Source organism: Limnohabitans sp. 15K (assembly GCF_002778285.1).
Classification (GTDB): Bacteria; Pseudomonadota; Gammaproteobacteria; order Burkholderiales; family Burkholderiaceae_C; genus Limnohabitans_A.
Genome location: NZ_NESM01000001.1, coordinates 677,754 through 704,043 on the forward strand (window position 1 = coordinate 677,754; position 26,290 = coordinate 704,043).

Consider the following 26,290-nt stretch of genomic DNA (forward strand, 5'->3'; position numbering starts at 1 on the left):
GGTCTGACACTGTTTTAAAAACTGAAAGGGCGTTGAAATGAGCAAGTTAGTAGGTTTGGTCGGCTGGCGCGGCATGGTCGGCTCGGTTCTGATGGACCGCATGATTCAGGAAAAAGACTTTGACCTGATCGAGCCATTGTTCTTCTCCACATCGAACGCGGGTGGCAAAGCCCCCTCGATGGCCAAGAACGAAACCACGCTGCAAGACGCCTTCGACATCGAGCAGCTCAAGCGTTGCGAGATCATCATCACCGCCCAAGGGGGCGACTACACCTCTGAAGTCTTCCCCAAGCTGCGCGCTGCGGGCTGGAACGGCCACTGGATCGACGCGGCCTCGACCCTGCGCATGGAAAAAGACGCCGTGATCATCCTCGATCCGGTCAACATGCCCGTGATCAAGAACGCACTGGCGCACGGCGGCAAGAACTGGGTGGGCGGCAACTGCACCGTTTCGTGCATGTTGATGGGCGTGGGCGCTTTGTACAAAGCCGGTCTGGTGGAGTGGATGAGCACCCAGACTTACCAGGCGGCTTCGGGCGGCGGCGCGCAGCACATGCGCGAGTTGTTGACCCAATACGGCACGCTGAACGCCGAAGTCAAAGCCTTGCTGGACGACCCCAAGAGCGCCATCCTGGAAATCGACCGCATGGTGGTCGCCAAGCAACGCGCCTTGACGGCTTCAGAGACCGCCAACTTTGGCGTTCCCTTGGGTGGCTCACTGATCCCTTGGATCGACAAGGACTTGGGCAACGGCATGTCGAAGGAAGAGTGGAAAGGCATGGCCGAAACCAACAAGATTTTGGGACTGGGCGAGGCTTTCAACTCTGCGGCCATTCCGGTCGATGGTTTCTGCGTGCGCGTTGGCGCGATGCGTTGCCACAGCCAGGCCCTGACCTTCAAGCTCAAAAAAGACGTGCCTGTGGCCGACATCGAAGCCATGATCGCCGCCGACAACGAGTGGGTCAAAGTGGTGCCCAACACCCGCGAAGCCACCATCAAGGACTTGACCCCTGTGGCCGTGACCGGCACCATGACCATTCCCGTGGGCCGTGTGCGCAAACTGGCCATGGGCCCTGAATATGTCGGCGCGTTCACCATTGGTGACCAGTTGCTGTGGGGCGCTGCCGAGCCGCTGCGCCGCATGCTGCGCATCTTGCTGGACGCTTGATGCTTTTGCGCCCGATGCACCCGCCATCACCGACAAAGCACGGATCCGGCCTGCGCCTGGGGTTGGCTTTGGCCCTCGCCTGTGCGAGCGGGTCAGCCCTGGCCTTGACGCTGGGTCAGGTTTCGGTGGAGTCGGGCATCGGGCAGCCACTTCGGGCGGCCATTGAAATCACGCAATACAAGGTGGAAGACCTGCGCAGGCTCAAGTTGCAATTGGCGCCTGCGGCCAGTTTTGAGCAGGCCCAAATGGTGTTGAACCCGGCACTCAACGGCTTGCAAACGCGCTTGGAGTTTCGCGGCAATGGTCAGCCTTTCATCGCCTTGACCGGTCTGACGCCCGTGAACGAACACTTCATGGATCTGATCGTGGAGGCCCAGTGGCCCTCAGGCCGCTTGGCCATGAACTACACCTTGCTGATCTCACCCGTGGGTGCCTCGCCCAGCCGTCCAGTCCGAACCCAGGCAGAAGATGGCTTGATCGCCCCAGTGGTATCGCCTACCGCCTTGGCAACTGCGGTTAACCCAGCGCTCGTTAAAACAAACCAAGGCACCCCAGAAACCGTCACCGTTCGGGCAGGCGATTCCGCCTCTCGACTGCTTGTCCGCCCCTTGCCAGTCGGCGTCACGCTGGAGCAAATGCTGCTGGCCATGGTGCGGGCCAACCCCGAAGCCTTCATTGAAGGCAATGTGAACCTGCTGCGAGAAGGCGCCCAAGTTCAATTGCCCAACGCGCAAGAGGCCTCTCAACTGTCGGCCGAGGAAGCACGGCAAACGGTGGTGGCGCAAACCGTTGACTTTGTGGCCTATGCCCGGCGCTTGGCGCAATCGGCCCTCAAGGCTCCCGAGAACGCCACACGCGAGATGAGCGGCAAACTCAGCGCAGACAGCCCCACACCGGTTCAGCAGCTGCCCGCCCAAGACACCTTGACCCTCAGCAAGCGGGACGCTGGCAGCACCAGCAGCGATGAAGCCAGATTGGCTGTTGAACGTGAGATTCAAGACAAAACCGAGCAACTGGCGGCGCTCCAAAAAAACCTGGACACCCTCAAGTCCTTGTCGGCCATCAAACCGATGGGCGACAAAGAACAGGTCCCAGCTGCACCTGCAGCACTTCAGCCCAATACTCCGAGCCTGCCCCTTGCCGTGGCGCAATCACAGCCCACCTCTTTGCTGGAAAAAATCAGCGGCAGCACCACCATTTGGGCATGGGTCTTGGCGCTGCTGGGCGGCATGTGGGTCTGGGTGTGGCTGGCCAGACGACGCCCATCCAATGGCGATGATTTGTTTGCACAACACGACACGAACGCCACCGCTCGCGAAACGAAGGTGCCTTTAATGAAAGACCAGAGCAAGGAAATACAGGTCGAGCGCGCGCCATTGCCATCGGGCTTGCCGCCGCAGTTTGCCAATCTGGACTTGAACCTGACGCCAACGCCCGAGAGGCCAGCTGCGGCCGAGGCCAACCCACCTGCAGGCACGAAGACGTGAGAGTCGCCCTCGGTGTTGGCTACTTGGGCACAGCCTACCAAGGTTGGCAAAGCCAAAGCACCGGCCAAACGGTGCAAGACAAACTCGAAAAAGCCCTGTCCAAGTTTGCCGATGTCCCGCGTGTCAGCACCTTGTGTGCAGGCCGCACCGATGCCGGCGTGCACGGCCTCATGCAAGTGGTGCATTTCGACACCGACCTGGACCGCGATCCGCAGTCTTGGGTGCGCGGCACCAACCGGTATTTGCCTTCTGACATTGCTGTGCAGTGGGCGCAAATCGTGCCCGACACCTTCCATTGCCGCGCCAGCGCCACGGGCCGTCGTTACATCTATGTGCTGCTCGACTCCGCCGTGCGCCCCAGCCTGGAGGCTGGCCGTGTCGGCTGGGTGTACCGCCCATTGGCCGAAGAGCCGATGCAGCAAGCCCGTCAGCATCTGTTGGGCGAGCACGATTTTTCGTCTTTCAGGGCCAGCAGCTGTCAAGCGCTTTCCCCCGTCAAGACGCTTCGGCACATCCGCATTTCCAAGCATGGCGCCTATTGGCGCTTCGAGTTCGAAGGCAATGCCTTTTTGCACCACATGATCCGCAACATCATGGGCTGCCTGGTCACGATTGGCCAGGGCACCCAGTCGCCTGACTGGATGCGCGAAGTCCTTTTGGCCCAGAGCCGCGATGCCGCAGCGCCCACTTTTTCGCCCGATGGCCTTTACTTTGCCGGCCCCATTTACAGCCCCGAATGGGGTTTGCCCGACACCACCCCTGCTTTTGATTGGTTGCCATGACGCTGATCAGCCCCGCCCCACAGCAACGCACCCGCATCAAAATGTGCGGCTTCACCCGCGAGGCCGATGTGATGGCCGCCTGCGCCTTGGGTGCCGACGCCATCGGTTTTGTGCTTTACCCCCCCAGCCCACGCAGTGTGAGCATCGAACGCGCAGCCGAGTTGGCTCGCCTGCTGCCCGCTTTTGTCTCGCCCGTGCTTCTCTTCGTCAACGAGACCCCCGAACGCATCCAGGCCGCTTGCGCGGCCGTGCCGGGCGCTTTGCTGCAGTTCCACGGCGACGAGTCGCCTGAATTTTGCGAAACCATGACGCACATGACCGGTCGCGCGCACCTGAAAGCCGCGCGAATCCCCCTGTCCGCGGTGCATGACTTCGACTTGCTAGAATTTGCAGCTCAACACCACGCTGCAAACGCCCTCTTGCTCGACGCCCATGTCGACGGATACGGCGGCGGCGGACAAACATTCCATTGGTCACTCCTGCCACCAAACGTCAATGCTCACCTCGTTTTGTCTGGTGGACTCACACCTGCAAACGTGGGCGATGGCATTCGGGCACTGCACACGCACGGCCTGTCTCTGGCCGTTGACGTGAGCTCGGGCATCGAAGCAGGCAAGGGCCTGAAAGATGCCGACAAAATGCGGCAGTTTGTCCAAGCGGTGCGCACCGCTGACAACGACCTCTCTTTTTAAATAGCCCCAAAGCACGTCTCGGCACGTTTCGGCTCCTTTGCAGCATCTGCATCGTCTGCTAGCACCGAGCGGCCAAGCCCCCCTAACTGAGCCCAGCAACATGTTCGAATACCAACAACCCGACCTCAAAGGCCATTTCGGCATTTATGGTGGCAGTTTCGTCAGCGAAACCCTGACCCATGCTATCAACGAGCTGAAAGACGCTTACGCCAAGTACCAGCACGACCCTGAATTCATCGCTGAATTCAAGTCCGAGCTGGCGCACTTTGTGGGCCGCCCCTCCCCCGTCTACCACGCGGCCCGCATGAGCCGTGAGATGGGTGGTGCGCAAATTTTCTTGAAGCGCGAAGACCTGAACCACACAGGCGCACACAAGATCAACAACACCATCGGCCAGGCCATGCTCGCCAAGCGCATGGGCAAGCCGCGCATCATTGCCGAAACCGGTGCGGGTCAGCACGGCGTGGCCACGGCCACCATCTGTGCCCGCTACGGCCTGGAATGCGTGGTGTACATGGGCGCCGAAGATGTCAAACGCCAAAGCCCCAACGTTTACCGCATGAAACTCTTGGGCGCGACCGTGGTGCCCGTGGAGTCCGGCAGCAAAACCCTCAAAGACGCACTGAACGAAGCCATGCGCGATTGGGTGGCCAACGTGGACAACACCTTCTACATCATCGGCACCGTGGCCGGGCCGCACCCTTACCCCATGATGGTGCGCGACTTCCAAAGCGTGATCGGCGAAGAGTGCCTCACACAAATGCCCGAGATGTTCAAAAGCCTCAAGATGGCAGAGGAACAACCGGATGCGGTCATCGCCTGCGTGGGCGGCGGCAGCAATGCCATGGGCATCTTCTACCCCTACATCCAACACGAAAAAACCCGTCTGATCGGTGTGGAAGCGGCAGGTGAAGGCCTGGACACGAACAAACACTCGGCCTCGCTGCAGCTGGGCACACCGGGTGTGTTGCACGGCAACCGCACCTACATCTTGCAAGACGAGAACGGCCAAATCACCGAGACGCACAGCGTGAGCGCGGGCCTGGACTACCCCGGCGTGGGCCCCGAGCATGCGTTCCTCAAAGACATTGGCCGCGCCGAATACGTGGGCATCACCGACAAGCAAGCACTGGAAGCCTTCCACTATCTGTGCCGCACCGAGGGCATCATCGCCGCGCTCGAGTCAAGCCATGCCGTGGCCTACGCCATGAAACTGGCCAAAACCATGCGCACGGACCAATCCATTTTGGTCAACCTGTCTGGCCGTGGCGACAAGGACATTGGCACGGTGGCCGACCTGTCGAACGCCGACTTCTATTGCCGCCCCAGCTGCCAAGGCCAGTCGGTCAAAGGTGGCGAGCAGCCCGTGAATTTCGTCAAATAAGGGGCAGAACATGAGCCGCATCGACGCCACCCTCTCCGCCCTGAAATCCCAGAGCCGCAAAGCCCTGATCCCGTATGTCACGGCAGGTTTCCCCCAAAAAACCACCACCGTGCCCCTGATGCACGCCATGGCCGAAGCCGGGGCCGACATCATCGAGCTGGGGGTGCCTTTTTCGGACCCCTCTGCCGACGGGCCGGTGATCCAAAAAGCGGGCGACAAAGCCCTGGCGCTGGGCATTGGCACCGTGCAAGTGTTGGCCATGGTGCGCGAGTTCCGCCAAACCAACACCACCACCCCAGTGGTGCTGATGGGCTACGCCAACCCGGTGGAGCGCTATGACCAAAAACACGGCGCTGACTGCTTTATCCGCGACGCCTCGGCAGCGGGTGTAGACGGCGTGCTGATCGTGGACTATCCACCCGAAGAATGCGTGGAATTTGCCGCCAAGCTGCGCGCCCACAACATGGACCTGATCTTTTTGCTGGCCCCCACCAGCACCGACGAACGCATGCAGCAAGTGGCGCAGGTCGCCAGCGGCTACGTGTACTACGTGTCGCTCAAGGGCGTGACAGGCTCTGGCATGCTGGACACCGACGCGGTCGAAGCCATGCTGCCACGCATCCGTCAGCATGTGAGCGTGCCGGTGGGTGTGGGCTTTGGCATCCGCGACGCAGAAACCGCCAAGGCGATCAGCAAGGTGGCCGATGCGGTGGTGATCGGCTCGCGCCTGATCCAGCTGATCGATGCCGCTCCGGCAGACCGCATCAATGCCGTGGCGGGTGAATTCCTCTCGGGCATTCGGCAAGCGCTGGACGCCTGAGCGGCAGGGGCCTGCTCTGCGTGACAGACGCGGGCCCCGTTTCAACGATAATTCGCCGCTGAAGGAGATTCCTCATGAGTTGGCTCGAAAAACTGCTCCCCCCCAAGATTCAACACACCGACCCGGCCGACCGCCGCTCGGTGCCTGAAGGCTTGTGGGTCAAGTGCCCCAGTTGCGAGACGGTGCTTTACAAAACCGACTTGGAAGAAAACCAGAACGTTTGCCCCGGTTGCTCGCACCACCTGCGCATCGGTGCCCGTGCTCGCCTGAATGGTTTCCTGGACGGCGAAGGCCGCTACGAAATCGGCCAAGAAGTCGTGCCCGTGGATCCCTTGAAGTTCAAAGACAGCCGCAAATACCCCGAGCGCCTGAAAGAAGCCATGAACAACACAGGCGAAACCGACGCCCTGGTGGTCATGGGTGGGGCTGTGCACAACATCGAATTGGTGGCGGCCTGCTTTGAATTCGACTTCATGGGCGGCTCCATGGGCTCGGTGGTGGGAGAGCGTTTTGTGCGCGGTGTCGAGACTGCCATCGAACAAAAAGTGCCTTTCGTCTGTTTCACTGCGACTGGCGGTGCCCGCATGCAAGAAGGCTTGCTCTCGCTCATGCAAATGGCCAAGACCAATGCCGCTTTGACGCGCTTGGCCAAAAAAGGCCTGCCCTACATCAGTGTGCTGACCGACCCGACCATGGGCGGCGTGTCTGCAGGCTTTGCATTTTTGGGCGACGTGGTGATTGCCGAACCCAAAGCCCTGATTGGCTTTGCCGGTCCCCGCGTGATCGAAAGCACCGTGCGTGTGACCTTGCCCGAAGGTTTCCAGCGCGCTGAGTTCTTGCAAACCAAGGGCGCGGTGGACTTCATCTGCGACCGCCGCGAATTGCGCAAAACCATCGCCAGCACCTTGGCCATGCTCCAGCGCCAGCCCGCGGATGCGGTCAGTTAAAACCTAGCAAAATCAGTGACTCTCAAAACAAAGCCCTCCTAGTGAGGGCTTTGTTGTTTGGGCGAGAGCGCAAGCCTTCAGTGCAGCCAGCTCATTTGAAAGCCCGAAAGCAGCATGCCCAGAATTTGCAAAACCAAGAGCAGCGCCAGAGGTGACAAGTCAATGCCGCCAATCAATGGCACCACACGCTGAAAAGGCCTCAAAAACGGGTCGCACAAACGAACTGTGAGGCTGTACATCGGCGAGCCGGGATTGACCCAGGACATGATGGCCAAGACCAGCACCAAGGCGCTCAAAGCCGACACCACCAACTGAACTAAGCCCACCAAACTGACCAAAGGCAACAAGCCCAAAGACCCGCGACCACCGGCGATGAGCCACAGCAACAAAAACTGGACCAGTTTGACCAGCCAAGCGCCCACCCAGCTGGACAAATCCCAGTTTGTCCAAGCCGGAATGACTTTGCGCAGCGGCATGACCAACCAATCGGTCATGGAGAACACGAATCGGCCCAAAGGCTGGTGAAACGAAATGCGTTGCCACTGCATCAAAAAACGCAACAAGCAAGTGCCCGCCACCAAACCCGCGACCACATCCAACACCATGCTGACCATCTGAAACCACATTGCTGTTCTCCTGCTCGTGCGATGATACCCAGATGAATGCCGTGCCCACCCCATCCCCCGCACCGCTTGCGGAATTGCCCCTGTTTCCGCTGGGCACTGTGCTGTTTCCCGGCGCATTACTGCCCCTGCAATTGTTTGAATTGCGCTATTTGCAAATGATTGGCGAATGCGAACGCACGGCCACCGGATTTGGCGTGGTCACACTGGTCCAAGGCCGCGAAGTGCACCGTCCGGGGGCAGCCGCGGAGCAATTTGAAACCATGGGCACCCGGGTTCAGATCGAACGCATCGAGCGGCCCCAAGCGGGCTTGGTGATGGTTTGGTGCAGGGGCGTGGAGCGATTCAGCATCCAGTCCACGCAGCAGCGCAGCGACGGCTTGTGGACAGGCCAAGTGCAAGCTCTCACACCCGAGCCTGATGTTCAAGTGCCGGAAGACCTTCAGCACTTGTCCGCGCAAATGCACGAGGTGTTGACCGAACTGAGCGCTCAGCCCAGCACGGTGCCCCACTGGGCAAAGGCCTGGCGGCTGCAGGACTGCAGCTGGTTGTCCAACCGCTGGGGCGAGTTGCTGCCCTTGCCGCTGCAAATGAAATACCGGCTGTTTGCGCTGCAAGAGCCCTTGATGCGGCTGGAATTGATCGGCGACATGGTGGCGCCCGCTGATCGCCCTCCTCAGCCTTCGGCCACACCCTCTGGCGGCCAAGGCCAAAAGCCACCCGCAAACTCTTAAAATAGTGCACTTCGCGCTTTGGCGCAGCATTCCTTCTTTTCCCGCAATCCAGACTCAAACCCGCCCCGCGCCCTGAGTCCAACCACCCGCCCGACATGTCCGACACGAACGCCAACGCCACAGCCGTACCAGCCCCAGAAGATGAAAACCAGCTGATCGCTGAGCGCCGCGAAAAACTCAAGGCCATGCGCCAGGCGCAGGTCGATGGCAAAGGCGTGACCTTCCCCAACGACTTCAAGCCAGAGCACCACGCCGCCAACCTGCACGAAGCACACGGCGGCAAAGAAGCCGAAGCCCTGAACGGCGAAGGCGTGGCCAAGACCACCGCCAAAGTCGCTGGCCGCATGATGCTCAAGCGTGTCATGGGCAAGGCCAGCTTTGCCACCTTGCAAGACGCCACGGGCCGCATCCAGGTCTATGTGACCCGCGACGATGTGGGTGAAGACCTGTACGCCCTGTTCAAACACTGGGACCTGGGCGACATCGTGGGCGTCGAAGGCCATTTGTTCAAGACCCGCACGGGCGAGTTGTCGATCCACGCCACCGGCATCCGCATGCTCACCAAGAGCCTGCGCCCCATGCCCGACAAGTTCCACGGCATTGCCGACCAAGAGGTGAAGTACCGCCAGCGTTACGTCGACCTGATGACCGACGAGGCCGCCCGCAAGCGCTTTGTGGTCCGCAGCAAGGCCGTAAGCGGCATTCGCGAATTCATGGTCCAGCACGGCTTTTTGGAAGTCGAAACGCCCATGCTGCACCCCATTCCCGGTGGTGCCAACGCCAAGCCCTTTGTGACGCACCACAACGCGCTGGACCAAGAAATGTTCTTGCGCATCGCGCCTGAGCTGTACCTCAAGCGCTTGTTGGTGGGTGGTTTTGAGCGCGTGTTCGAGATCAACCGCAACTTCCGCAACGAAGGCATTTCGGTGCGCCACAACCCCGAGTTCACCATGATGGAGTTCTACGCGGCGTACTGGAACTACCAGGACCTCATGGGCTTCACGGAAAGCCTGATCCGCGACGCGGCCATGACCGCTGCAGGCACCTTGGACTTGACCTACAACGGCAAGCCAGTGGACCTGAACAAGCCTTTCGCCCGCATGACGATTCGCGAAGCCATCGTCAAGCACACCGAAGCGGGTGACAACGTGGACAACGCCGAGTGGCTGACCAACGCCCTGAAGAAGCTGGGCATGAACGAAGAGAAAAACAAGCTGTCCACCCGCAGCTTGGCCAGCCTGCAGGTGTTCTACTTTGAGGAAACCGTGGAAGACAAGCTCTGGGAGCCGACCTTCATCATGGAACATCCGACCGAAATCTCACCGCTGGCACGCGCCAACGACACCCGCCCCGAAGTGACCGAGCGCTTTGAGCTTTACATCACGGGCCGCGAGTTCGGTAACGGTTTCAGCGAGTTGAACGACGCCGAAGACCAGGCCGCACGCTTCCATGCTCAAGTCGCCGCCAAAGACGACGGCGACGACGAAGCCATGTACTACGACCACGACTTTGTACGTGCCCTCGAATACGGCATGCCCCCCGCAGGCGGCTGCGGCATCGGCATTGACCGCCTGATGATGCTGCTGACCGACAGCGCCAGCATCCGCGACGTGATCCTGTTCCCTGCCCTGCGGCATGTTCAGGAGTAAATGAACATCGCACCGACAAAAAACCCGGCCTAGGCCGGGTTTTTTGTTAACCAAATGCATTCAGGGGCGTCGGTTGGACGGCAAGCGCGGCGCGTCTTCGATCACCTCACGTACCTCCACGTCGACGACTTGGTCGTCACGGGCAAACGGCGCACCTTGACCACTGGAAGGCTCGAAGCCTTGTCCTGTTCCTGCGCGAAAACCACCTTGCCTGAAGTTTTGGCGCATGGTGCTGAACTGCTGCCAAACCATCACCACCTGAGGCTTTCGGCCTGTCAACAACCAACGGAGCGTTGCAAAGACGATGTAGCAGAGCAAACCAAAGAGCAAGGCCGCCAGGAAACCCAGTCCGAGCAAGCCCATGATGATGCGTGCAATCCAGTTCATTCAGGTGTCCTGTTCAGGTCAAGGCAAGCGGTCGAGTGCCTGCATGTAGTCGGCAGAGCGCACCAGATCATCCCAAGGGCGGGCAGGTGATCGGGGCAAGAGGTCCAAACGCCGCTCTTCACTGATTTCGTTCGGTGTCCAGTGGCCTTTGAGCTGGGCTTCGGCCAGCTGGTCGAGCACTTCGTCCAGTTCTGCGCCGTCGTTCACCGCTGAGCGGTTGCACAGCAGCGCCAGGTCGCACCCGGCTTGGAGCGCGGTGATCACCGCTTCGGTGTAGCTGAGGGTGCGGCCGTCCATTTGGCGCGCAGCCGCCATCGACAGGTCGTCGGTACACACCACGCCCTGAAAACCCAGCTGTGCGCGCAAGATGTCTTGCAGCCAGCGCGATGAAAAGCCCGCCGGGCGGCTGTCGACCTTGCTGTAGATCACATGGGCGGGCATGACGGCGGTCAGCACACTGCCCAGCCAACGGTAAGGCTGCGCGTCGTCGGCCAAGATGGCTTTGAGGCCGCGTTTGTCGACGGGAAGCGCGACATGCGAGTCGGCCTTGACGGCGCCGTGTCCGGGGAAATGTTTGCCGCAGTTGCCCATGCCCGCTTGCAGCAGGCCCTGCATCAGGCTGCGGGCCAGCAGGCTCACCACACGCGGGTCGCGAGCAAAAGCGCGGTCGCCAATCACGCCGCTCTCGCCGTGGTCCAGATCCAGCACAGGCGTGAAGCTGAAGTCCACACCGCAGGCGCGCAGCTCGCTGGCCAGCACAAAGCCTACCGAGGTCGCCGCTTCGCAGGCCTTGAGCACGCCCGAGCCGGGTTGCCCCTTGTCGTCCTGCCCCCAAAGCTCACCCAGCGCCCGCATGGGCGGCAGGTGGGTGAAGCCGTCGGTGCGAAAGCGCTGCACGCGCCCGCCTTCGTGGTCCACCGCGATCAAGAGGTCGGGTCGGAAGCTTTTGATGTCGGCACACAGCTCGGTCAGCTGCGCGCGGCTGTGCCAGTTGCGGCCAAACAAAATCATGCCCCCCACGAGCGGATGCGCCAGACGGCGGCGGTCCACGTCGGTCAATGTGGTGCCGGCAATGTCGATGATCAGGGGGGCGTGCTGTGTCATGGGGTGTCCATTCAATTTGGGGCGCCAGCGCGGCAAATCAAGGGTGAGGTGCGCCTGCGGTCTCGACCACGCAAAAACTCGCGGCGTACTCGGACTCGTCGGTCACGGTGATGTGGGCGCTGAGCTGCTTGGCTTCAAACCACTCTTTCAAAACACCGTGCAGCACGATGACCGGCTGGCCGCTGGGCAGCTTGGCCACCTCACACAGACGCCAAGTCATGGGCATGCGCATGCCCAAGCCAATGGCCTTGCTGAAAGCCTCTTTGGCCGAAAACCGAGTGGCCAGATAGCGCACACCGCGCTCAGGCCAGCGGGCGCTGCGGGCTTTCCAGGTGGCCATCTCGGCATCAGACAGCACCTTGGCGGCAAAACGCTCGCCATGCCGCTCCAAGCTGGCTTGGATGCGCCGGATATCGCAAATGTCGGTGCCGATTCCGTAGATCATTTTTGCAGGCAGACCAAATACGCTTGCACCGTGGCGGCATAACCCAGCTCCAGCGCGTCGGCCATGAAGGCGTGGCCGATCGAGACTTCTTGCAGGCCTTTGACGGCCGCCACAAAGGCGGGCAAGTTGTCGCGGTTCAGGTCGTGCCCGGCGTTCACACCCAGGCCTGACTGCAAAGCCGCCGCGGCCGCATCCGCGTAGCGCTGCAACTGGGCTGCGTTCTCTGGCGTACCCCAGGTGGCCGCATAAGGCTCGGTGTAAAGCTCCACACGGTCAGCGCCCACGGCGCGGGCAGCGGCCATTTGTTCAGGCTCGGGGTCCATGAACAGGCTCACGCGCACGCCCAGCGACCGGCACTCGTCGATCAGGGGTTTCAAGCGCTCGGCATCATGTGGAAAGCTCCAGCCGTGGTCGCTGGTGAATTGGCCTTCGCTGTCGGGCACAAAGGTCACCTGGTGCGGACGCACGGCGCGCACGTGGTCCATCAGGTTGTGAAAGGGGTTGCCTTCGATGTTGAATTCGCGCTCAGGCCAAGCCTTCATAAGCGCGTGCAACTCGGGCACATCGCTGGCGCGGATGTGGCGCTCGTCTGGGCGAGGATGGATGGTTATACCTTGTGCGCCCGCTTGCAGACACAGCTCGGCGGCACGCGTAACACTGGGGATGCCCAGGTGGCGAGAGTTGCGAAGCAAGGCGACTTTGTTGACGTTGACCGACAGGGCAACGCGTTCAGAGGTGGTGGTCATAGGGTTTGCAGGTCCAGCATCATTTGGCGGGTGCGCAATGCGCCGACACCACAATGGTAGTTGAGCATGAGGCGCAAAGGGCGTTGCAGTTGCACCAGCAGGTCGGCGCACTCGCGCAGCAAAGCAGCCAACGGGTTGGTCGACGCCAAGGCCGTGTGCAGCGCTTGCCATTGCACGCCGCGAAAAGCGCTGCGGGTGTCGCCACTCACCCACTGCAAGCCCGCTTCAGGCACCAAGGCGTAATGCTCTGTGGGCAGCAGCGGTTTGAGGGTCAGGGTTTGCACATCGAGTGCGGGCAACAAACCCATGTCTTTGAGCAGCAGCAGCTCAAACCCTCGCAAAGCCCATTGCAAAGCGTCGGGGTCGCCACTGGCCAGCAAGCGCACAACTGCAGCGTACACATCGAACAGCTCAGGGTGAGGGTCGTCGCGGGCCGTCAGGCGCATCAGCAATTCATTGATGTAATAGCCGGACAACAAAGCCTCGCCCGTGGGCATGACGTGTCCGCCCACCCATTCGGCCGACTTGAGGGTGCGGATGTCGCCGTCTCCCCCAAAAGCCAGCGACAAAGGCTGCAAAGGCAGGAGCACCGGGCGAAAGCTGGACGTGGGCCGTTTGGCCCCTTTGGCCACCAAAGCCCCACGACCGTGGTGACGCGTGAAGACGTCCAAAATCAGGCTGGTTTCGCTCCAGTCGTAGCGGTGCAGCACATAGGCTGGCTCGTCTGCGATCCGCTTGGTGGCCATTGAAGCAGGCGTTACTCGTAACCGAAACTGCGCACGCGGGCTTCGTCGTCAGCCCAGCCCGAACGCACCTTCACCCACAGCTCGATGAACACCTTGGCGTCCAGCAGCTTTTCCAGCTCGACGCGGGTTTCGGTACCGATGCGCTTGAGCTTTTCGCCCTTGTCACCAATGACCATGGCCTTGTGGCCTTCGCGCTCGACCACGATGGTGGCCGCAATGCGCAGCATGCGCTTGGCGGTACGGCCCGCTTCTTCTTCGAACTTGTCGATGACCACCGTGGAGGTGTAAGGCAACTCGTCGCCCGTCAGGCGGAAGAGTTTTTCGCGCACCATTTCGCTGGCCAGGAACTTCTCGCTGCGGTCGGTCAGCTCGTCCTCGGCGTGAAACCAAGGCTGCTCGGGCAGGTATTTTTCGCAAACACCGAGCAATCGCTCAATGTCTTTGGGCTGCTTGGCCGACATGGGGAAAAACTCGGTGAAAGCATGGCGCTCTTGCATCTCGCGCAACCAAGGGGCGATGTCGCCACGGCGGTGCACGTTGTCCAATTTGTTGGCCACCAACAAAACCGGAATGCCGGGCTTGAGCAGCGCCAGCACCTTGGCGTCTGCCGTGGTGAAGCTGCCCGCCTCGACCACAAACAAAACCAGGTCCACATCGCTCACAGCGCCGACCACGGTCTTGTTCAGCGACTTGTTGAGTGCTGTGCCGTGGATGGTCTGAAAACCGGGTGTGTCCACAAACACATACTGCGCCGCGCCTTGGGTGCGGATGCCGGTGATGCGGTGGCGTGTGGTTTGGGCTTTGCGCGAGGTGATGCTGATCTTTTGGCCCACCAAGGCATTGAGCAAGGTGGACTTGCCCACGTTGGGCTTGCCCACAATGGCCACCAAGCCGCAATGCTGGCCTTCAACTGGCACTGGTGCGGGGGCAGCAGCGACCAGTGGCAATGAGGCGTCTTCCGAGGCATCTCGTGGCTGAATGGTCACGCCCGCGATTTGAACGGGGCGGCGCATGGTTTGTTCTTGCGGCGTGCGTTCAGTTTCAGGCGTTTTTTTATCGGTGCTCATGCGGCGCTTTCGGATTTCAAGGTCTGCAGCATGGCGGCTGCCGCTGCTTGTTCAGCCGCGCGACGCGATGCGCCCGAGCCTTGTTGGGTTTGACGCAGTTCGGTCACCTCGCAAGAGACCTCAAACTGCTGGCGGTGTGCGGCCCCGGAGGTGGCCACCACGGTGTATTTGGGCAGCGCAAGCTTGCGGCCTTGCAACCACTCTTGCAGCTCGGTTTTGGGGTCTTTGCCCACCGCCTGCATGTCGGGCTTGATGTCCACTTTGGCAAACAAGCGTTCGACCAATTTTTGGGCGTCTTGGTAACCGCCATCCAGGTAGACGGCGCCGATGATGGCTTCGACCATGTCCGCCAAGATGGAGGGCCGGCCCTGCCCGCCAGAACGCATTTCACCCTCGCCCAAACGCATGACGGCCGAGACATCGAGTGTTTTGGCCAACTGGTGCAAGGTGTCTTGCTTGACCAAGTTGGCCCGCACCCGCGACAAATCACCTTCGGGCATGTCGGCCAGTTGCGCATAAAGCATGTGCGAGACCGCCAGGTTGAGGACCGAGTCGCCCAGAAATTCCAAGCGCTCGTAGTGGTCGGCACTGAAACTGCGGTGGGTCAAGGCCTGCTGCAGCAAAGCGGGCTGGCGAAAGGCATAAGCCAGGCGAATTTGCAGATCAGCCAAACCTGCAGGAACCGTGGATGAGGTGGCCACGCTCACCTCAATCAAAAGCGCCAATGCGCTGGAAATTGCCGAAGTTCATCCACACAAAGAAGGCTTTGCCCACGATGTTGGCGTCGGGCACAAAACCGAAATAGCGCGAGTCCAGCGAGTTATCACGGTTGTCGCCCATCATGAAGTAATGGCCTGCAGGCACTTTGCAGGTCACGCCTTCGACGGTGTAATTGCAGTTTTCGCGGCCAGGAAACGGGTCTGCGCCTGGCACAAAGGCCGGGCGGTCATCGTCTTGCAGCGTTTGGTGCGGCTTGAACCCCAATGCTTCACGGCGCTGCTTGTGGTAGCGCATGGTGGACTCGTCAAAGAAATCAGGCATCACCTCGGTGATCACCGGTTTGCCGTTGATCGTCAGGCTTTTGTTCAAGTAAGCCACCTCGTCACCGGGCAAACCGACCACGCGCTTGATGTAGTCCACGCTGGGTTTGGGGGGGTAACGGAACACCATCACATCGCCGCGCTGGACGGCCGTGCCATCGGTGAGTTTGGTGTTGGCCACTGGCAAGCGCACGCCGTAGTGAAATTTATTCACCAAAATCAGGTCGCCAATGTGCAACGTCGGGATCATGGAGCCCGAGGGAATCTTGAAGGGCTCGAACAGGAACGAACGCAAGATGAAGACCACCACGATGACCGGGAACAAACCCGCTGTCCAGTCCAGCCACCAAGGCTGCATGAGCAGCTTTTCGCGGCTTTCACGGATGTCGGTGTCCACCTTGGCAATGCCCATTTTGGACAACTCGGCTTGTCGCTGCGCCGTCTCGGCTTCCAGCTGCTCTACCGCTTTTTGGCGTTGGGGCAAAAAGAAGAAACGCTCGGCCAACCAATAGACACCGGTGACCACCGTGGCCAAAAGCAAGAGCAGGGCAAAGTTGCCCTCCAAATAGCCCAAATACCAGGAGCCGGCATAGCCCACAAACGCGGCCAAGACCAAAGACGTGAGGAACTGCATCAATCTTCCACCTGCAAAATGGCCAAGAACGCCTCTTGAGGCACCTCGACCGAGCCAATTTGTTTCATGCGCTTTTTACCCGCTTTTTGCTTTTCCAGCAGTTTGCGTTTGCGCGAAATATCACCACCGTAACACTTGGCCAGCACGTTTTTGCGCAAGGCCTTGATGCTTTCACGGGCAATGATGTTGGCACCAATGGCCGCCTGAATCGCCACATCGAACATCTGGCGGCTGATGATCTCGCGCATCTTGGCCACCACTGCACGCCCCCGGTACTGGGACTGTGAACGGTGCACGATGATGGACAGTGCGTCGACCTTCTCGCCGTTGAGCAAAATATCGACCTTCACCACATCGGATGCGCGGAATTCCTTGAACTCGTAGTCCATCGAGGCATAGCCCCGGCTGACCGATTTGAGCTTGTCAAAAAAGTCCAGCACGATCTCGCCGAGCGGCATTTCGTAGGTCAGCATGACCTGGCGGCCGTGGTAGGCCATGTTCATCTGCACACCCCGCTTCAAGTTGGCCAACGTCATGACCGGGCCCACATAGTCTTGCGGCATGTACAGGTGCACGGTGACGATGGGCTCGCGGATTTCTTGCAGCTTGCCCTGATCGGGCATTTTGGAAGGGTTTTCGACCATGACGACTTCGCCGCCGGGCTGAACCACTTGGTAGACCACGCTGGGCGCGGTCGTGATCAAGTCTTGGTCGAACTCGCGCTCCAAGCGCTCTTGCACGATTTCCATGTGCAACAAACCCAAAAAGCCGCAACGGAAACCAAAGCCCAGCGCTTGCGAGACTTCAGGTTCGTAATGCAATGACGCGTCGTTGAGCTTGAGCTTTTCCAGCGCATCGCGCAGGCCGTCGTATTGGTTGGCTTCGGTGGGGTACAAACCCGCGAAAACCTGAGGCTGGATTTCCTTGAAACCTGGCAAAGCTTCGGTCGCAGGGCCCATGTTGTTGGGCAGCTTTTTCTCCAAGGTCACGGTGTCGCCCACCTTGGCCGCTTGCAGCTCCTTGATGCCCGCGATGATGTAACCCACCTCACCGGCTCTGAGCATCTGGCGCGGCTCGTTGGCCGGAGTGAAGACACCCAGACTGCCCGCTTCGTAAACCGCATTGCTGGCCATCATGCGGATGCGCTCATTCTTGAGCAATTGGCCATCGACCACGCGCACCAGCATCACCACACCCACATAGCTGTCGAACCAGCTGTCGATGATCATGGCACGCAAAGGTGCGTCGGGGTTGCCTTTGGGCGGCGGAATGCGGGCGACCACGGCTTCGAGGATTTCTTCGATGCCCATGCCGGTTTTGGCCGAGCAAGGAATCGCATCGGTCGCGTCGATGCCGATCACGTCTTCGACTTCGGCGCGGGCATTGTCCGGATCGGCGTTGGGCAAATCCATTTTGTTGAGTACAGGCACCACTTCCACACCCAAGTCGAGCGCGGTGTAGCAGTTGGCCACGGTCTGCGCTTCCACGCCTTGGCTGGCGTCCACCACCAGCAAGGCGCCTTCGCAGGCCGACAGTGAACGCGACACTTCATAGGAGAAGTCCACATGGCCTGGTGTATCGATCAAGTTGAGGTTGTAAACTTGTCCGTCTTTGGCTTTGTAGTGCAGCGCCGCGGTTTGCGCTTTGATGGTGATGCCACGCTCTTTCTCGATGTCCATCGAGTCGAGCACCTGGGCTTCCATGTCGCGGGCCTCGAGTCCACCGCAGCGTTGAATCAAGCGATCGGCCAAGGTCGATTTGCCGTGGTCAATGTGCGCAATGATCGAAAAATTTCTGATGTGATTCATCAAGGACGGTCTGCAAGTGTTTGTGGATCAAGGATCCGGAAAAGAAAAAAGGGCGCGTCTGGTGGTGACGCGCCCTGAACCAACAATCTTTGGCAACTGCGATGGTTGGGCATTCATTGTAGGCAAATTGGCCCAAATGCACAGCCCCAAAATCAGCTTGGGCAAGTCGTTGCTGCAGTGCAACACTCATTTTATCCACATGTTATACACAGGATTGTCGGCATCACGTTGAACAACTTGTGGGCCATCTGTGGATCAACGGTGGATGGTTGAGGAGCATCTCGCATCGTGAACTCAAGCCCGTGCTTTATGCCATAAATCTAAGGTTCAGAGCCTTGATTTTATCCAAATTCAGCATGAAGGATGTCAAAAGTTAGTGAAAACAAACTTTAAAAATCATTTCAATCCACGCCAAATTTTTCGAAAATCATGTCATTTGAGCTGTCTTTGCCCCCTGAATCAGGCGGGTTACTGAGGGCATTTGACAAACCCCAAGCCTTAAGGGGCTGGACGGATCAACACATATTGCGCCCCATCCCCTCGTCGAACGAGCACACTGGCTGGTCGGCTCTTGTCCACACGCGACATGATGGACTCAAACTCCTTCACGGAGGTCACTTCGGTATTGGCGATGGCCACAATCAAGTCGCCTTCACGAATACCCGCCTTGGCCGCGGCATCGGCGGCGGCATCGACCCGCACGCCACCCCTAACTCGGAACTCTTTCTTTTGAGCCTCGGTCAAATCGCTCACCGTCAAACCCCAGTGTTGAGCGTTGGCCGCAGGCACTTTTTTCTCCGGGGTGCTGGCAAGCACTTTTTCTGCCTCGATCTCGGCAACCGTGATGCTCATGTCTTTCACACTACCGCGGCGAAAAACGCTGATACTCACTTTGCTACCGGGCTTGGTATTGCCCACCGCACGAGGCAAATCAGCGGGTTTATCGATCACCTTGCCGTCAAAACGCGTGATGATGTCACCCGCCTCAATGCCCGCCTTTTCTGCGGGCGAGCCTTCCTCGACCCCCCTGACCAGCACACCTTGGGCTTTGCCCAGACCAATGGATTCGGCCACCTCTTTGGTCACAGGCGCAATTTGAACACCAATGCGGCCTCGGCTCACGCGTCCATTTGTGCGCAGTTGCTCACTCACGCGCATGGCCTCGTCCATGGGGATCGCAAACGAGATGCCCATGAACCCACCTGAGCGCGAGTAAATTTGGCTGTTGATGCCCACCACTTCGCCGCGCATATTGATCAGCGGACCGCCCGAGTTGCCCGGGTTGATGGCCACATCGGTCTGAATAAAGGACAAGAAATCACCCGTGTCGCGCTGCTTGGCGCTCACAATGCCCGCCGTGACGGTGTTTTCCAAACCAAAAGGCGAGCCAATCGCCATGACCCATTCGCCTACCCGCAAACGGTTGACATCACCCACCTTCACGGCGGGCAAACCTGTGGCCTGAATTTTGACCACCGCCACGTCGGTGCGCTTGTCGGCCCCCACAATGCGCGCCTTGAATTCGCGCTTGTCCGTCAGCGTCACCAAGACCTCGTCTGCACCGTCCACCACATGGGCGTTGGTCATGATCAAGCCATCAGCGCTCAGAATGAATCCCGAGCCCACACCGCGAGGTTGGGCCTCTTCTTGAGGCCGGTTCTGGCGCGGTGCTTGCCTGGGGGCGTTAGGTATGGGAACGCCAAAGAAACGTCGGAAAAGCTCTTGCATTTCCTCGTCGGGTGCAGAACCTGCAGAGGTACTGGGTCGGACTTTTTCAAGGGTGCGGATATTGACCACCGAGGGTCCCACCTGCTCCACCAAATCGGTGAAATCAGGCAAACCACGCACCACAGCAGAAGGGGATTGCGCCATGGCAGTCGCCGGGGGAACCAAAGCTCCCACCATCACCATCGCGCCGGTCAACGCGACCGATGCCGCCGTATTCATCCAATGTAGATTCAGCACACTGAGCTCCTTGTGTTGTTCATACCGCTGTCTTAAGCCTTTGACAGATGCAAGCTGATCCATCATTTTCAAGCCCTAGGGCTGCAACTCAGGGTTGTGCCTCTTGGGACTGCGTTGTGGCCTTGGGGCGGGAATATACAGCGCATCTAAACCCGTGCCACTTTGAGGGCATGGCTTGCTCGCTGAGCCAAGCGCAAAACCAGGGTCCATGACCTTGGCGAGCTTCATCAGCCGCCTGCAGCAAGAGCAGCATACTGCCACCGAAGTCCATGCCAACGGCCAAATTCAGCCCCTGATCGTCTTGGCTGAGCGCATCGGCGCCGAGCACGCTTTGCCACAACCAAGCTTCTCCGCTCCACAGCAAATGGCCCTCGGACAACGTTTGTTTTGGACCACCATAAGCCGTGGCTGAGGCACAAACCAACCAAAAAACCCAAGCGCTCCAGACCATGGTGCTGGAGGCCTGGCTTAGCCACTGCCACGAAATCAGTCCAGCTGCCGAGAACAAAAAGACAGCCGCAAACAAAACTCGCCCCCAAACAAAACGCCCCACCGGGTAAGCCACAGGTGGGGCGTTGTGCATGGGCTCGGCCTGACTTTCAGGTCATCAAATGCGTTTGAAAACCAAGGAGCCGTTGGTGCCCCCAAAACCGAAGTTGTTTTTCAGCGCCACATCGATTTTCATATCGCGAGCCGTGTTGGCACAGTAGTCCAAATCACATTCCGGGTCGGGGTTGCTCAGGTTGATGGTGGGTGGCACTTTTTGATGGTGCAAGGCCAACACAGTGAACACGCTTTCAATGCCGCCCGCACCACCCAAAAGGTGACCGGTCATGGACTTGGTGGAGCTGACCACAGTTTTGTAAGCGTGGTCACCCAAAGCCGCCTTGATGGCATTGGTTTCGTTGATGTCTCCCAACGGCGTGGAGGTGCCGTGGGCGTTCAAATAGTCGATCTGGTCTGCGTTCACACCGGCATTGCGCATGGCGTTGATCATGGCGCGGCGTGGGCCGTCCATGCTGGGCGCAGTCATGTGACCGGCATCGGCGCTCATGCCATAACCCGACAATTCAGCGTAAATTTTGGCACCACGTGCTTTGGCGTGCTCGTACTCTTCGAGCACCATCACACCCGCACCCTCACCCAACACAAAACCATCGCGGTCTTTGTCCCAAGGGCGTGAAGCTGCTGTGGGGTCGTCATTGCGTGTCGACAAGGCGCGCATGGCCGCAAAACCACCCACCCCCAGTGGCGAGACGCAAGCTTCCGAGCCACCTGCGATCATCACATCCGCATCGCCGTATTCGATCAAACGACCGGCTTCGCCAATGCTGTGCAAACCGGTGGTGCAAGCGGTCACAACGGCCAAGTTCGGACCTTTGAAACCACTGCGCATCGACACATGCCCCGAGATCATGTTGATGATCGAGGCAGGCACAAAAAATGGGGAAATACGACGGGCACCACGCGCCGTGTACTCGCTGTGGGTTTCTTCGATCAGCGGCAGGCCGCCAATACCCGAACCAATCACCACACCGATACGGCACGCTTCGTCTTCGCTCAACGCGTCCCCGGTTGGTAAACCAGCGTCTTGAATCGCTTGGGCAGCAGCAGCAATGCCAAAGTGAATGAAGCGGTCCATGGTCCTCGCTTCTTTGGAGGACATGTAAGACTCAAGATCAAAGTTTTTGACCTCACCCGCAAACCGGCAGGCTACAGCTGAAGCATCAAAACGAGTGATCAGACCAATGCCGGACTGACCGGCAATCAGGTTGGCCCATGCATCGGCGACCGTGTTGCCCACGGGGCTGATGCATCCCAAACCCGTGACAACAACGCGGCGCCGGGTCATCGTCGATCAGGCCTTTTTGCTTTGGGCGTAGTCGATCGCAGCTTGCACCGTGGTGATTTTTTCTGCGTCTTCGTCAGGAATCTCGATGCCGAACTCGTCTTCGAGTGCCATCACCAATTCCACCGTGTCCAGGGAGTCGGCACCCAGATCGGCCACGAAGGCTTTTTCGTTGGTGACTTGTGACTCTTCAACGCCGAGTTGTTCAGCAATGATTTTCTTGACACGTGCTTCGATATCGCTCATGGGGTCCCTCTGAGGGTTGTGAAAAATGAAGATTTTACCTGTCCGGAAGGGGTTTCCGAAAATCAGGCCATGAACATGCCACCATTGACATGCAATTCTTGTCCGGTGACATAGCCCGCGTGCGTTCCAGCCAGGTAGGCCACGGCGTGCGCGATGTCTTCGGGTTTGCCCAAATGGCCCAGAGGAATCTGGCCCAGCAAGGCTTTTTGTTGCTCTTCGGGCAGGCTGGCGGTCATGTCGGTTTCGATGAAACCGGGAGCCACACAGTTGACTGTGATGCCACGGCTGCCCAGTTCGCGGGCCAGCGCACGGGTCATGCCCGCCACACCCGCCTTGGCGGCCGCGTAGTTGGCCTGACCTGGATTGCCCGATGCACCCACCACACTGGTGATGCTGATGATGCGGCCATAGCGCTGCTTCATCATGGGGCGCATGACGGCTCGGCTCATGCGAAACACGGCCTTGAGGTTGGTGTCGAGCACCGCATCCCAATCGTCGTCTTTCATGCGCATGGCCAAGGTGTCACGGGTGATGCCCGCGTTGTTGACCAAGACCTGCAGACCACCATGCTCTTTGACGATGGCGTCGATCAGGGCAGCGCCAGCCTCGGCGTCGTTCACGTTCAGGTTGGCACCTCGGCTACCAGGGAAGGCCGAGAGGGCCTGGCTGATCTTGGCCGCACCATCGTCGCTGGTGGCAGTGCCAATGACCACAAAGCCTTGTTGGGCCAAATGCAGGGCAATCGATGCGCCAATGCCACGGGACGCTCCCGTGACAAGGGCAACTTGTTTTTGTGCTTCGCTCACGAGAGGAGTCCTTTCACTTCAGCCAGGGTGGCGGGGTCGTACAGCGCCACGCCGTTCAATTCAGCGTCGATGCGCTTGGTCATGCCCGCCAGCACTTTGCCGGGGCCGCATTCGACCAGGGTGCTCACGCCACGGGCCTTGATGGCCTGCACACACTCCACCCAGCGCACTGGGCCAAAAGCCTGACGGTACAGCGCGTCACGGATGCGGTCGGCATCGGTTTCGATGGCCACATCGATGTTGTTGAGCACCGGGATCTGCGGCGCGCCCAGGGTCAGTGTGGCCAGCTTCTCACGCAGTTTTTCAGCGGCAGGCTTCATCAGGCTGGAATGGAAAGGCGCCGACACTGGCAAGAGCAGCGCACGCTTGGCACCCAGGCCCTTGAGCACTTCACAAGCTTTGTCCACCGCCGCTTTGCTGCCCGCGATCACGGTTTGCGCGGCGTCGTTGAAGTTCACGGCTTCCACCACTTCGGCGCTGCCCGCAGGAAATGTGGCCTGCGCTTCTTGGCAACCTGCAATGACTTTGTCCGAGGCTAAACCGAGAATGGCCGCCATCGCACCCACACCCACAGGAACGGCTTCTTGCATGGCTGCAGCGCGCAGGCGCACCAGCGGCGCGGCTTGCGTGAGCGTAAGCACGCCCGAAGCCACCAAGGCGCTGTACTCGCCCAGCGAATGACCGGCCACCACAGAAGGCTTTGCGCCGCCTTCGGCCAGCCAGGCGCGGTAAGCCGCCACGGCCGACACCAGCATCACGGGCTGCGTGTTGGTGGTCATGGCCAGCGCTTCTTTGGGGCCTTCGTGGATCAGTTGGGCGATGTCTTCGCCCAGAGCGTCTGAGGCTTCTTTCAGGGTTTCGAGCACCACGGGGTGGTCGCCCCAGGCGTCCAGCATGCCCACCGATTGGGAGCCTTGACCGGGAAAAACAAAAGCAAATGAAGTCATGTGCAAATTCTGTATCTGGAAAGAATCCGAGCAAGCGATGCCACGCATCGATGACCCGAGCCTGGCAAATCAATAGCGAAGGAGTACGGAGCCCCAGGTGAAGCCGCCGCCCACACCTTCAAGCATGAGCATCTGCCCCCGCTGAATGCGACCATCGCGCACAGCGGTGTCAAGTGCCAGCGGAATCGAGGCGGCCGAGGTGTTGCCATGCTGGTCTACCGTCACCACCACCTTGTCAGCGCCGAGCTTGAGCTTCTTAGCGGTGCTTTGCATGATGCGGATGTTGGCTTGATGCGGGATCAACCAGTCGATGTCCGCATCGGTCATATTGGCCTTGGCCAAGCTGGCACGCGCGGTTTCTTCGAGCACGCCCACCGCCAGCTTGAAGACGGCCTGGCCGTCCATCTTGAGCACAGGGTCACCCAAAATCGCACCCCGGTTGACGTGACCGGGCACGCACAGGATGTCCTTGTATTTGCCATCGGCATGCAAGTCGGTGGCCAAAATACCGGGTTGGTCCGAAGCTTCCAAAATGACCGCGCCTGCGCCGTCACCGAACAGCACACAAGTCGTGCGGTCCTTGAAGTCGAGGATGCGGCTGAACACTTCCGAGCCGATCACCAAAGCGCGCTTGGCTGAGCCGGACTGGATCATCGAATCGGCGATCGTCAGCGCGTAGATAAAGCCACTGCAAACCGCCTGAACGTCAAAAGCTGGACAACCGGCTGCGCCCAGTTTGTGCTGAACCATGGTGGCCACCGAGGGAAACACCATGTCGGGTGTGGACGTGGCCACAATGATCAAATCGATGTCATGTGCCGTCAAACTTGCTGCAAGCAATGCTTGGCGAGCAGCTTCTGCTGCCAAGTCGCTGCAACCTTGGTGGTCAGCGGCAAAGTGGCGGGCACGGATGCCGGTCCGCTCCACGATCCAATCGTCGGAAGTTTCAACGCCTTGCTGAGCCAATTCGGCCGCCAGGTCGGCATTGCTCAGGCGGTTATCAGGCAGGTAGCTGCCCGTGCCCAAAATGCGGGAGTAGATTCTCATAAAGATGTGCTGACTGGCTCTGCCCGCCCTGCCTGCGCACCCATCAACAAAGGCGCAGCATGGGCAATGCGTTCACGAACACGTTCCAGCAGTTGGTTTTTGGAAGCATCATAAGCCCGGTTCAAGGCGGTCTCAAAAGCCACCTCATCGGCCGAACCGTGGCTCTTGAACACCAAACCACGCAAACCCAGCAAAGCCGCACCGTTGTAACGGCGATGGTCCACGCGATTTTTAAAAGCTGTTAACACCGGATAGGCCAAAATCGCGACAATTTTCGTGAAGATATTGCGTGAAAACTCATTTTTCAGGAAGCCGCTGATCATGGTGGCCAAACCTTCGCTGGCTTTGAGCGCCACATTGCCCACAAAGCCATCACAGACCACGATGTCGACGGTGCCCTTGAAAATATCGTTGCCTTCCACATTGCCGTGAAAGTTCAAATCACCGTTATTGGCCGCAAATCGCAACAATTCACCAGATTTTTTGATGATTTCATTGCCTTTGATGGCTTCTTCACCGATGTTCAGTAAACCAACCGTCGGCTGTTCCTTGTTCTGCAACACAGACACCAGCGCTGAACCCATCACCGCAAATTGGAGCAAATGCTCGGGCGAGCAGTCGACATTGGCACCCAAATCCAGCATGGTGGTACCGCCACCCTTGAAATTGGGCATCTGACCCGCGATAGCAGGACGGTCAATACCATCCATGGTTTTGAGCACATAACGAGCAATGGCCATCAAGGCCCCCGTGTTACCAGCCGACACCGCCGCGGACGCTTTGCCATCTCGCACTTGCTCAATGGCCAAGCGCATGGAAGAGTCTTTCTTCTTGCGCAAAGCCACTTCCAGCGGATCGTCCATTTCGACCACTTCAGAGGCAGCCACCACCTCAGCGCGGGGATCGATGAAGGAGGACAAGGCCTCCGTACGCCCCACCAACAGCAGACGGGCATCAGGGTGTTTGGCTAAAAAATGTCGGCAAGCCGCCAGCGTGACGCGGGGACCGTGGTCGCCGCCCATGCAATCGACTGCCAGTGTGATCGGGTTGGGCGAGGTCATGCAATCCTAAAGCTCAAAACCGTGAATGAATTCAAAGCCATAAAAACAAAAGCCCGAGGCTACTTGTAAAAGTAGCGCCGGGCCTCTTGAGGCTTGGGGCTGACGC

At 59.4% G+C, this 26,290-nt stretch carries 27 protein-coding genes; 9 read left to right on the forward strand and 18 right to left on the reverse strand.

Translation table 11 applies throughout. The annotated features are described in order from the left end of the window. Positions 1-37 precede the first annotated feature (37 nt). The 7 genes from asd to accD all read left to right on the forward strand — a co-directional run bounded on the left by asd (position 38) and on the right by accD (position 7,280). Entirely contained in the window at positions 38-1,168 is a 1,131-nt protein-coding gene (gene asd, locus B9Z40_RS03160; RefSeq protein ID WP_100171849.1) for an aspartate-semialdehyde dehydrogenase, read from the forward strand. Then, positions 1,168-2,655: a FimV family protein gene (locus B9Z40_RS03165; RefSeq protein ID WP_100171850.1), complete on the forward strand. Its 1,488-nt coding sequence runs from the start codon at positions 1,168-1,170 to the stop codon at positions 2,653-2,655. The genes asd and B9Z40_RS03165 overlap by 1 nt, the downstream gene beginning before the upstream one ends. Next, entirely contained in the window at positions 2,652-3,437 is a 786-nt protein-coding gene (truA, locus tag B9Z40_RS03170) for a tRNA pseudouridine(38-40) synthase TruA (RefSeq protein WP_100171851.1), read from the forward strand. The genes B9Z40_RS03165 and truA overlap by 4 nt, the downstream gene beginning before the upstream one ends. After that, positions 3,434-4,129 (forward strand): phosphoribosylanthranilate isomerase, encoded by a 696-nt coding sequence (locus B9Z40_RS03175; protein WP_100171852.1) that lies wholly within the window; start codon positions 3,434-3,436, stop codon positions 4,127-4,129. The genes truA and B9Z40_RS03175 overlap by 4 nt, the downstream gene beginning before the upstream one ends. A 100-nt stretch (positions 4,130-4,229) precedes the next feature. Continuing rightward, a complete protein-coding gene (gene trpB / locus B9Z40_RS03180; protein WP_100171853.1) occupies positions 4,230-5,513 on the forward strand; it encodes a tryptophan synthase subunit beta in 1,284 nt (427 codons plus the stop codon). Between the two features lie 10 nt (positions 5,514-5,523). Continuing rightward, a complete protein-coding gene (gene trpA / locus B9Z40_RS03185; protein ID WP_100171854.1) occupies positions 5,524-6,333 on the forward strand; it encodes a tryptophan synthase subunit alpha in 810 nt (269 codons plus the stop codon). A 74-nt stretch (positions 6,334-6,407) separates the two neighbouring features. Beyond that, positions 6,408-7,280: an acetyl-CoA carboxylase, carboxyltransferase subunit beta gene (gene accD / locus B9Z40_RS03190; protein ID WP_100171855.1), complete on the forward strand. Its 873-nt coding sequence runs from the start codon at positions 6,408-6,410 to the stop codon at positions 7,278-7,280. A 77-nt stretch (positions 7,281-7,357) separates the two neighbouring features. Here the strand turns inward: accD and B9Z40_RS03195 are convergent, their stop codons facing one another. Continuing rightward, positions 7,358-7,906, reverse strand: a complete 549-nt coding sequence (locus tag B9Z40_RS03195) for a YggT family protein (RefSeq protein WP_100171856.1) — start codon at positions 7,904-7,906, stop codon at positions 7,358-7,360. 41 nt (positions 7,907-7,947) lie between these two features. On the opposite strand from B9Z40_RS03195, the gene B9Z40_RS03200 reads away from it, so the two are divergent. Then, the gene (locus tag B9Z40_RS03200; RefSeq protein ID WP_233204767.1) at positions 7,948-8,637 is read left to right on the forward strand and encodes an LON peptidase substrate-binding domain-containing protein; all 690 of its coding nucleotides are present in this window, start codon (positions 7,948-7,950) and stop codon (positions 8,635-8,637) included. A gap of 95 nt (positions 8,638-8,732) precedes the next feature. Next, positions 8,733-10,286 carry a lysine--tRNA ligase gene (lysS, locus tag B9Z40_RS03205; RefSeq protein ID WP_100171858.1) on the forward strand — a complete coding sequence of 518 codons (1,554 nt, stop codon included), beginning with the start codon at positions 8,733-8,735 and terminating at the stop codon, positions 10,284-10,286. Between the two features lie 60 nt (positions 10,287-10,346). Here lysS and B9Z40_RS03210 read toward each other — a convergent pair whose 3' ends face one another. The 17 genes from B9Z40_RS03210 to plsX all read right to left on the reverse strand — a co-directional run bounded on the left by B9Z40_RS03210 (position 10,347) and on the right by plsX (position 26,184). Continuing rightward, positions 10,347-10,673 carry a hypothetical protein gene (locus tag B9Z40_RS03210; RefSeq protein WP_100171859.1) on the reverse strand — a complete coding sequence of 109 codons (327 nt, stop codon included), beginning with the start codon at positions 10,671-10,673 and terminating at the stop codon, positions 10,347-10,349. A gap of 18 nt (positions 10,674-10,691) precedes the next feature. Then, complete coding sequence (gene nagZ / locus B9Z40_RS03215; protein ID WP_100172886.1) at positions 10,692-11,777, reverse strand: beta-N-acetylhexosaminidase; 1,086 nt, start codon at positions 11,775-11,777, stop codon at positions 10,692-10,694. A 37-nt stretch (positions 11,778-11,814) separates the two neighbouring features. Then, a complete protein-coding gene (acpS, locus tag B9Z40_RS03220; RefSeq protein ID WP_100171860.1) occupies positions 11,815-12,222 on the reverse strand; it encodes a holo-ACP synthase in 408 nt (135 codons plus the stop codon). After that, positions 12,219-12,968 carry a pyridoxine 5'-phosphate synthase gene (locus B9Z40_RS03225; protein WP_100171861.1) on the reverse strand — a complete coding sequence of 250 codons (750 nt, stop codon included), beginning with the start codon at positions 12,966-12,968 and terminating at the stop codon, positions 12,219-12,221. The genes acpS and B9Z40_RS03225 overlap by 4 nt, the downstream gene beginning before the upstream one ends. After that, a complete protein-coding gene (recO, locus tag B9Z40_RS03230) occupies positions 12,965-13,714 on the reverse strand; it encodes a DNA repair protein RecO (RefSeq protein WP_100171862.1) in 750 nt (249 codons plus the stop codon). Before recO ends, B9Z40_RS03225 begins: the two co-directional genes overlap by 4 nt. Before the next feature lie 11 nt (positions 13,715-13,725). Further along, positions 13,726-14,781 carry a GTPase Era gene (gene era, locus B9Z40_RS03235; protein ID WP_100171863.1) on the reverse strand — a complete coding sequence of 352 codons (1,056 nt, stop codon included), beginning with the start codon at positions 14,779-14,781 and terminating at the stop codon, positions 13,726-13,728. Further along, on the reverse strand, positions 14,778-15,488 hold the full coding sequence (gene rnc, locus B9Z40_RS03240) for a ribonuclease III (RefSeq protein WP_100172887.1): 711 nt from the start codon (positions 15,486-15,488) through the stop codon (positions 14,778-14,780). The genes era and rnc overlap by 4 nt, the downstream gene beginning before the upstream one ends. A 1-nt stretch (position 15,489) precedes the next feature. Further along, positions 15,490-16,455 carry a signal peptidase I gene (gene lepB, locus B9Z40_RS03245; RefSeq protein ID WP_100171864.1) on the reverse strand — a complete coding sequence of 322 codons (966 nt, stop codon included), beginning with the start codon at positions 16,453-16,455 and terminating at the stop codon, positions 15,490-15,492. Continuing rightward, positions 16,455-18,263 (reverse strand): translation elongation factor 4, encoded by a 1,809-nt coding sequence (gene lepA, locus B9Z40_RS03250; RefSeq protein ID WP_100171865.1) that lies wholly within the window; start codon positions 18,261-18,263, stop codon positions 16,455-16,457. Before lepA ends, lepB begins: the two co-directional genes overlap by 1 nt. 498 nt (positions 18,264-18,761) lie before the next feature. Continuing rightward, positions 18,762-20,168 carry a DegQ family serine endoprotease gene (locus B9Z40_RS03260; RefSeq protein WP_233204850.1) on the reverse strand — a complete coding sequence of 469 codons (1,407 nt, stop codon included), beginning with the start codon at positions 20,166-20,168 and terminating at the stop codon, positions 18,762-18,764. Between the two features lie 148 nt (positions 20,169-20,316). Continuing rightward, a complete protein-coding gene (locus B9Z40_RS03265; protein ID WP_100171868.1) occupies positions 20,317-20,811 on the reverse strand; it encodes a hypothetical protein in 495 nt (164 codons plus the stop codon). A 24-nt stretch (positions 20,812-20,835) separates the two neighbouring features. Further along, positions 20,836-22,080: a beta-ketoacyl-ACP synthase II gene (gene fabF, locus B9Z40_RS03270; protein ID WP_100171869.1), complete on the reverse strand. Its 1,245-nt coding sequence runs from the start codon at positions 22,078-22,080 to the stop codon at positions 20,836-20,838. Positions 22,081-22,086: 6 nt separating this feature from the next. Further along, entirely contained in the window at positions 22,087-22,323 is a 237-nt protein-coding gene (gene acpP / locus B9Z40_RS03275; RefSeq protein ID WP_019427049.1) for an acyl carrier protein, read from the reverse strand. Between the two features lie 62 nt (positions 22,324-22,385). Next, positions 22,386-23,129, reverse strand: a complete 744-nt coding sequence (fabG, locus tag B9Z40_RS03280; RefSeq protein WP_100171870.1) for a 3-oxoacyl-ACP reductase FabG — start codon at positions 23,127-23,129, stop codon at positions 22,386-22,388. After that, complete coding sequence (fabD, locus tag B9Z40_RS03285; protein WP_100172888.1) at positions 23,126-24,076, reverse strand: ACP S-malonyltransferase; 951 nt, start codon at positions 24,074-24,076, stop codon at positions 23,126-23,128. The genes fabG and fabD overlap by 4 nt, the downstream gene beginning before the upstream one ends. Before the next feature lie 69 nt (positions 24,077-24,145). Beyond that, the gene (locus B9Z40_RS03290) at positions 24,146-25,123 is read right to left on the reverse strand and encodes a beta-ketoacyl-ACP synthase III (RefSeq protein WP_100171871.1); all 978 of its coding nucleotides are present in this window, start codon (positions 25,121-25,123) and stop codon (positions 24,146-24,148) included. Next, the gene (gene plsX, locus B9Z40_RS03295; RefSeq protein ID WP_100171872.1) at positions 25,120-26,184 is read right to left on the reverse strand and encodes a phosphate acyltransferase PlsX; all 1,065 of its coding nucleotides are present in this window, start codon (positions 26,182-26,184) and stop codon (positions 25,120-25,122) included. The genes B9Z40_RS03290 and plsX overlap by 4 nt, the downstream gene beginning before the upstream one ends. Between the last annotated feature and the right edge of the window lie 106 nt (positions 26,185-26,290).

Bases quoted from the DNA above. Each gene is read 5' to 3' on its own strand.
- asd (WP_100171849.1), top strand. From the start codon at position 38: ATGAGCAAGTTAGTAGGTTTGGTCGGCTGGCGCGGCATGGTCGGCTCG.
- B9Z40_RS03165 (WP_100171850.1), top strand. From the start codon at position 1,168: ATGCTTTTGCGCCCGATGCACCCGCCATCACCGACAAAGCACGGATCC.
- B9Z40_RS03175 (WP_100171852.1), top strand. From the start codon at position 3,434: ATGACGCTGATCAGCCCCGCCCCACAGCAACGCACCCGCATCAAAATG.
- trpB (WP_100171853.1), top strand. From the start codon at position 4,230: ATGTTCGAATACCAACAACCCGACCTCAAAGGCCATTTCGGCATTTAT.
- trpA (WP_100171854.1), top strand. From the start codon at position 5,524: ATGAGCCGCATCGACGCCACCCTCTCCGCCCTGAAATCCCAGAGCCGC.
- accD (WP_100171855.1), top strand. From the start codon at position 6,408: ATGAGTTGGCTCGAAAAACTGCTCCCCCCCAAGATTCAACACACCGAC.
- B9Z40_RS03195 (WP_100171856.1), bottom strand. From the start codon at position 7,906: ATGTGGTTTCAGATGGTCAGCATGGTGTTGGATGTGGTCGCGGGTTTG.
- lysS (WP_100171858.1), top strand. From the start codon at position 8,733: ATGTCCGACACGAACGCCAACGCCACAGCCGTACCAGCCCCAGAAGAT.
- B9Z40_RS03210 (WP_100171859.1), bottom strand. From the start codon at position 10,673: ATGAACTGGATTGCACGCATCATCATGGGCTTGCTCGGACTGGGTTTC.
- nagZ (WP_100172886.1), bottom strand. From the start codon at position 11,777: ATGACACAGCACGCCCCCCTGATCATCGACATTGCCGGCACCACATTG.
- acpS (WP_100171860.1), bottom strand. From the start codon at position 12,222: ATGATCTACGGAATCGGCACCGACATTTGCGATATCCGGCGCATCCAA.
- B9Z40_RS03225 (WP_100171861.1), bottom strand. From the start codon at position 12,968: ATGACCACCACCTCTGAACGCGTTGCCCTGTCGGTCAACGTCAACAAA.
- recO (WP_100171862.1), bottom strand. From the start codon at position 13,714: ATGGCCACCAAGCGGATCGCAGACGAGCCAGCCTATGTGCTGCACCGC.
- era (WP_100171863.1), bottom strand. From the start codon at position 14,781: ATGAGCACCGATAAAAAAACGCCTGAAACTGAACGCACGCCGCAAGAA.
- lepB (WP_100171864.1), bottom strand. From the start codon at position 16,455: ATGCAGTTCCTCACGTCTTTGGTCTTGGCCGCGTTTGTGGGCTATGCC.
- lepA (WP_100171865.1), bottom strand. From the start codon at position 18,263: ATGAATCACATCAGAAATTTTTCGATCATTGCGCACATTGACCACGGC.
- B9Z40_RS03260 (WP_233204850.1), bottom strand. From the start codon at position 20,168: ATGGTGGGAGCTTTGGTTCCCCCGGCGACTGCCATGGCGCAATCCCCT.
- B9Z40_RS03265 (WP_100171868.1), bottom strand. From the start codon at position 20,811: ATGCACAACGCCCCACCTGTGGCTTACCCGGTGGGGCGTTTTGTTTGG.
- fabF (WP_100171869.1), bottom strand. From the start codon at position 22,080: ATGACCCGGCGCCGCGTTGTTGTCACGGGTTTGGGATGCATCAGCCCC.
- acpP (WP_019427049.1), bottom strand. From the start codon at position 22,323: ATGAGCGATATCGAAGCACGTGTCAAGAAAATCATTGCTGAACAACTC.
- fabD (WP_100172888.1), bottom strand. From the start codon at position 24,076: ATGACTTCATTTGCTTTTGTTTTTCCCGGTCAAGGCTCCCAATCGGTG.
- B9Z40_RS03290 (WP_100171871.1), bottom strand. From the start codon at position 25,123: ATGAGAATCTACTCCCGCATTTTGGGCACGGGCAGCTACCTGCCTGAT.
- plsX (WP_100171872.1), bottom strand. From the start codon at position 26,184: ATGACCTCGCCCAACCCGATCACACTGGCAGTCGATTGCATGGGCGGC.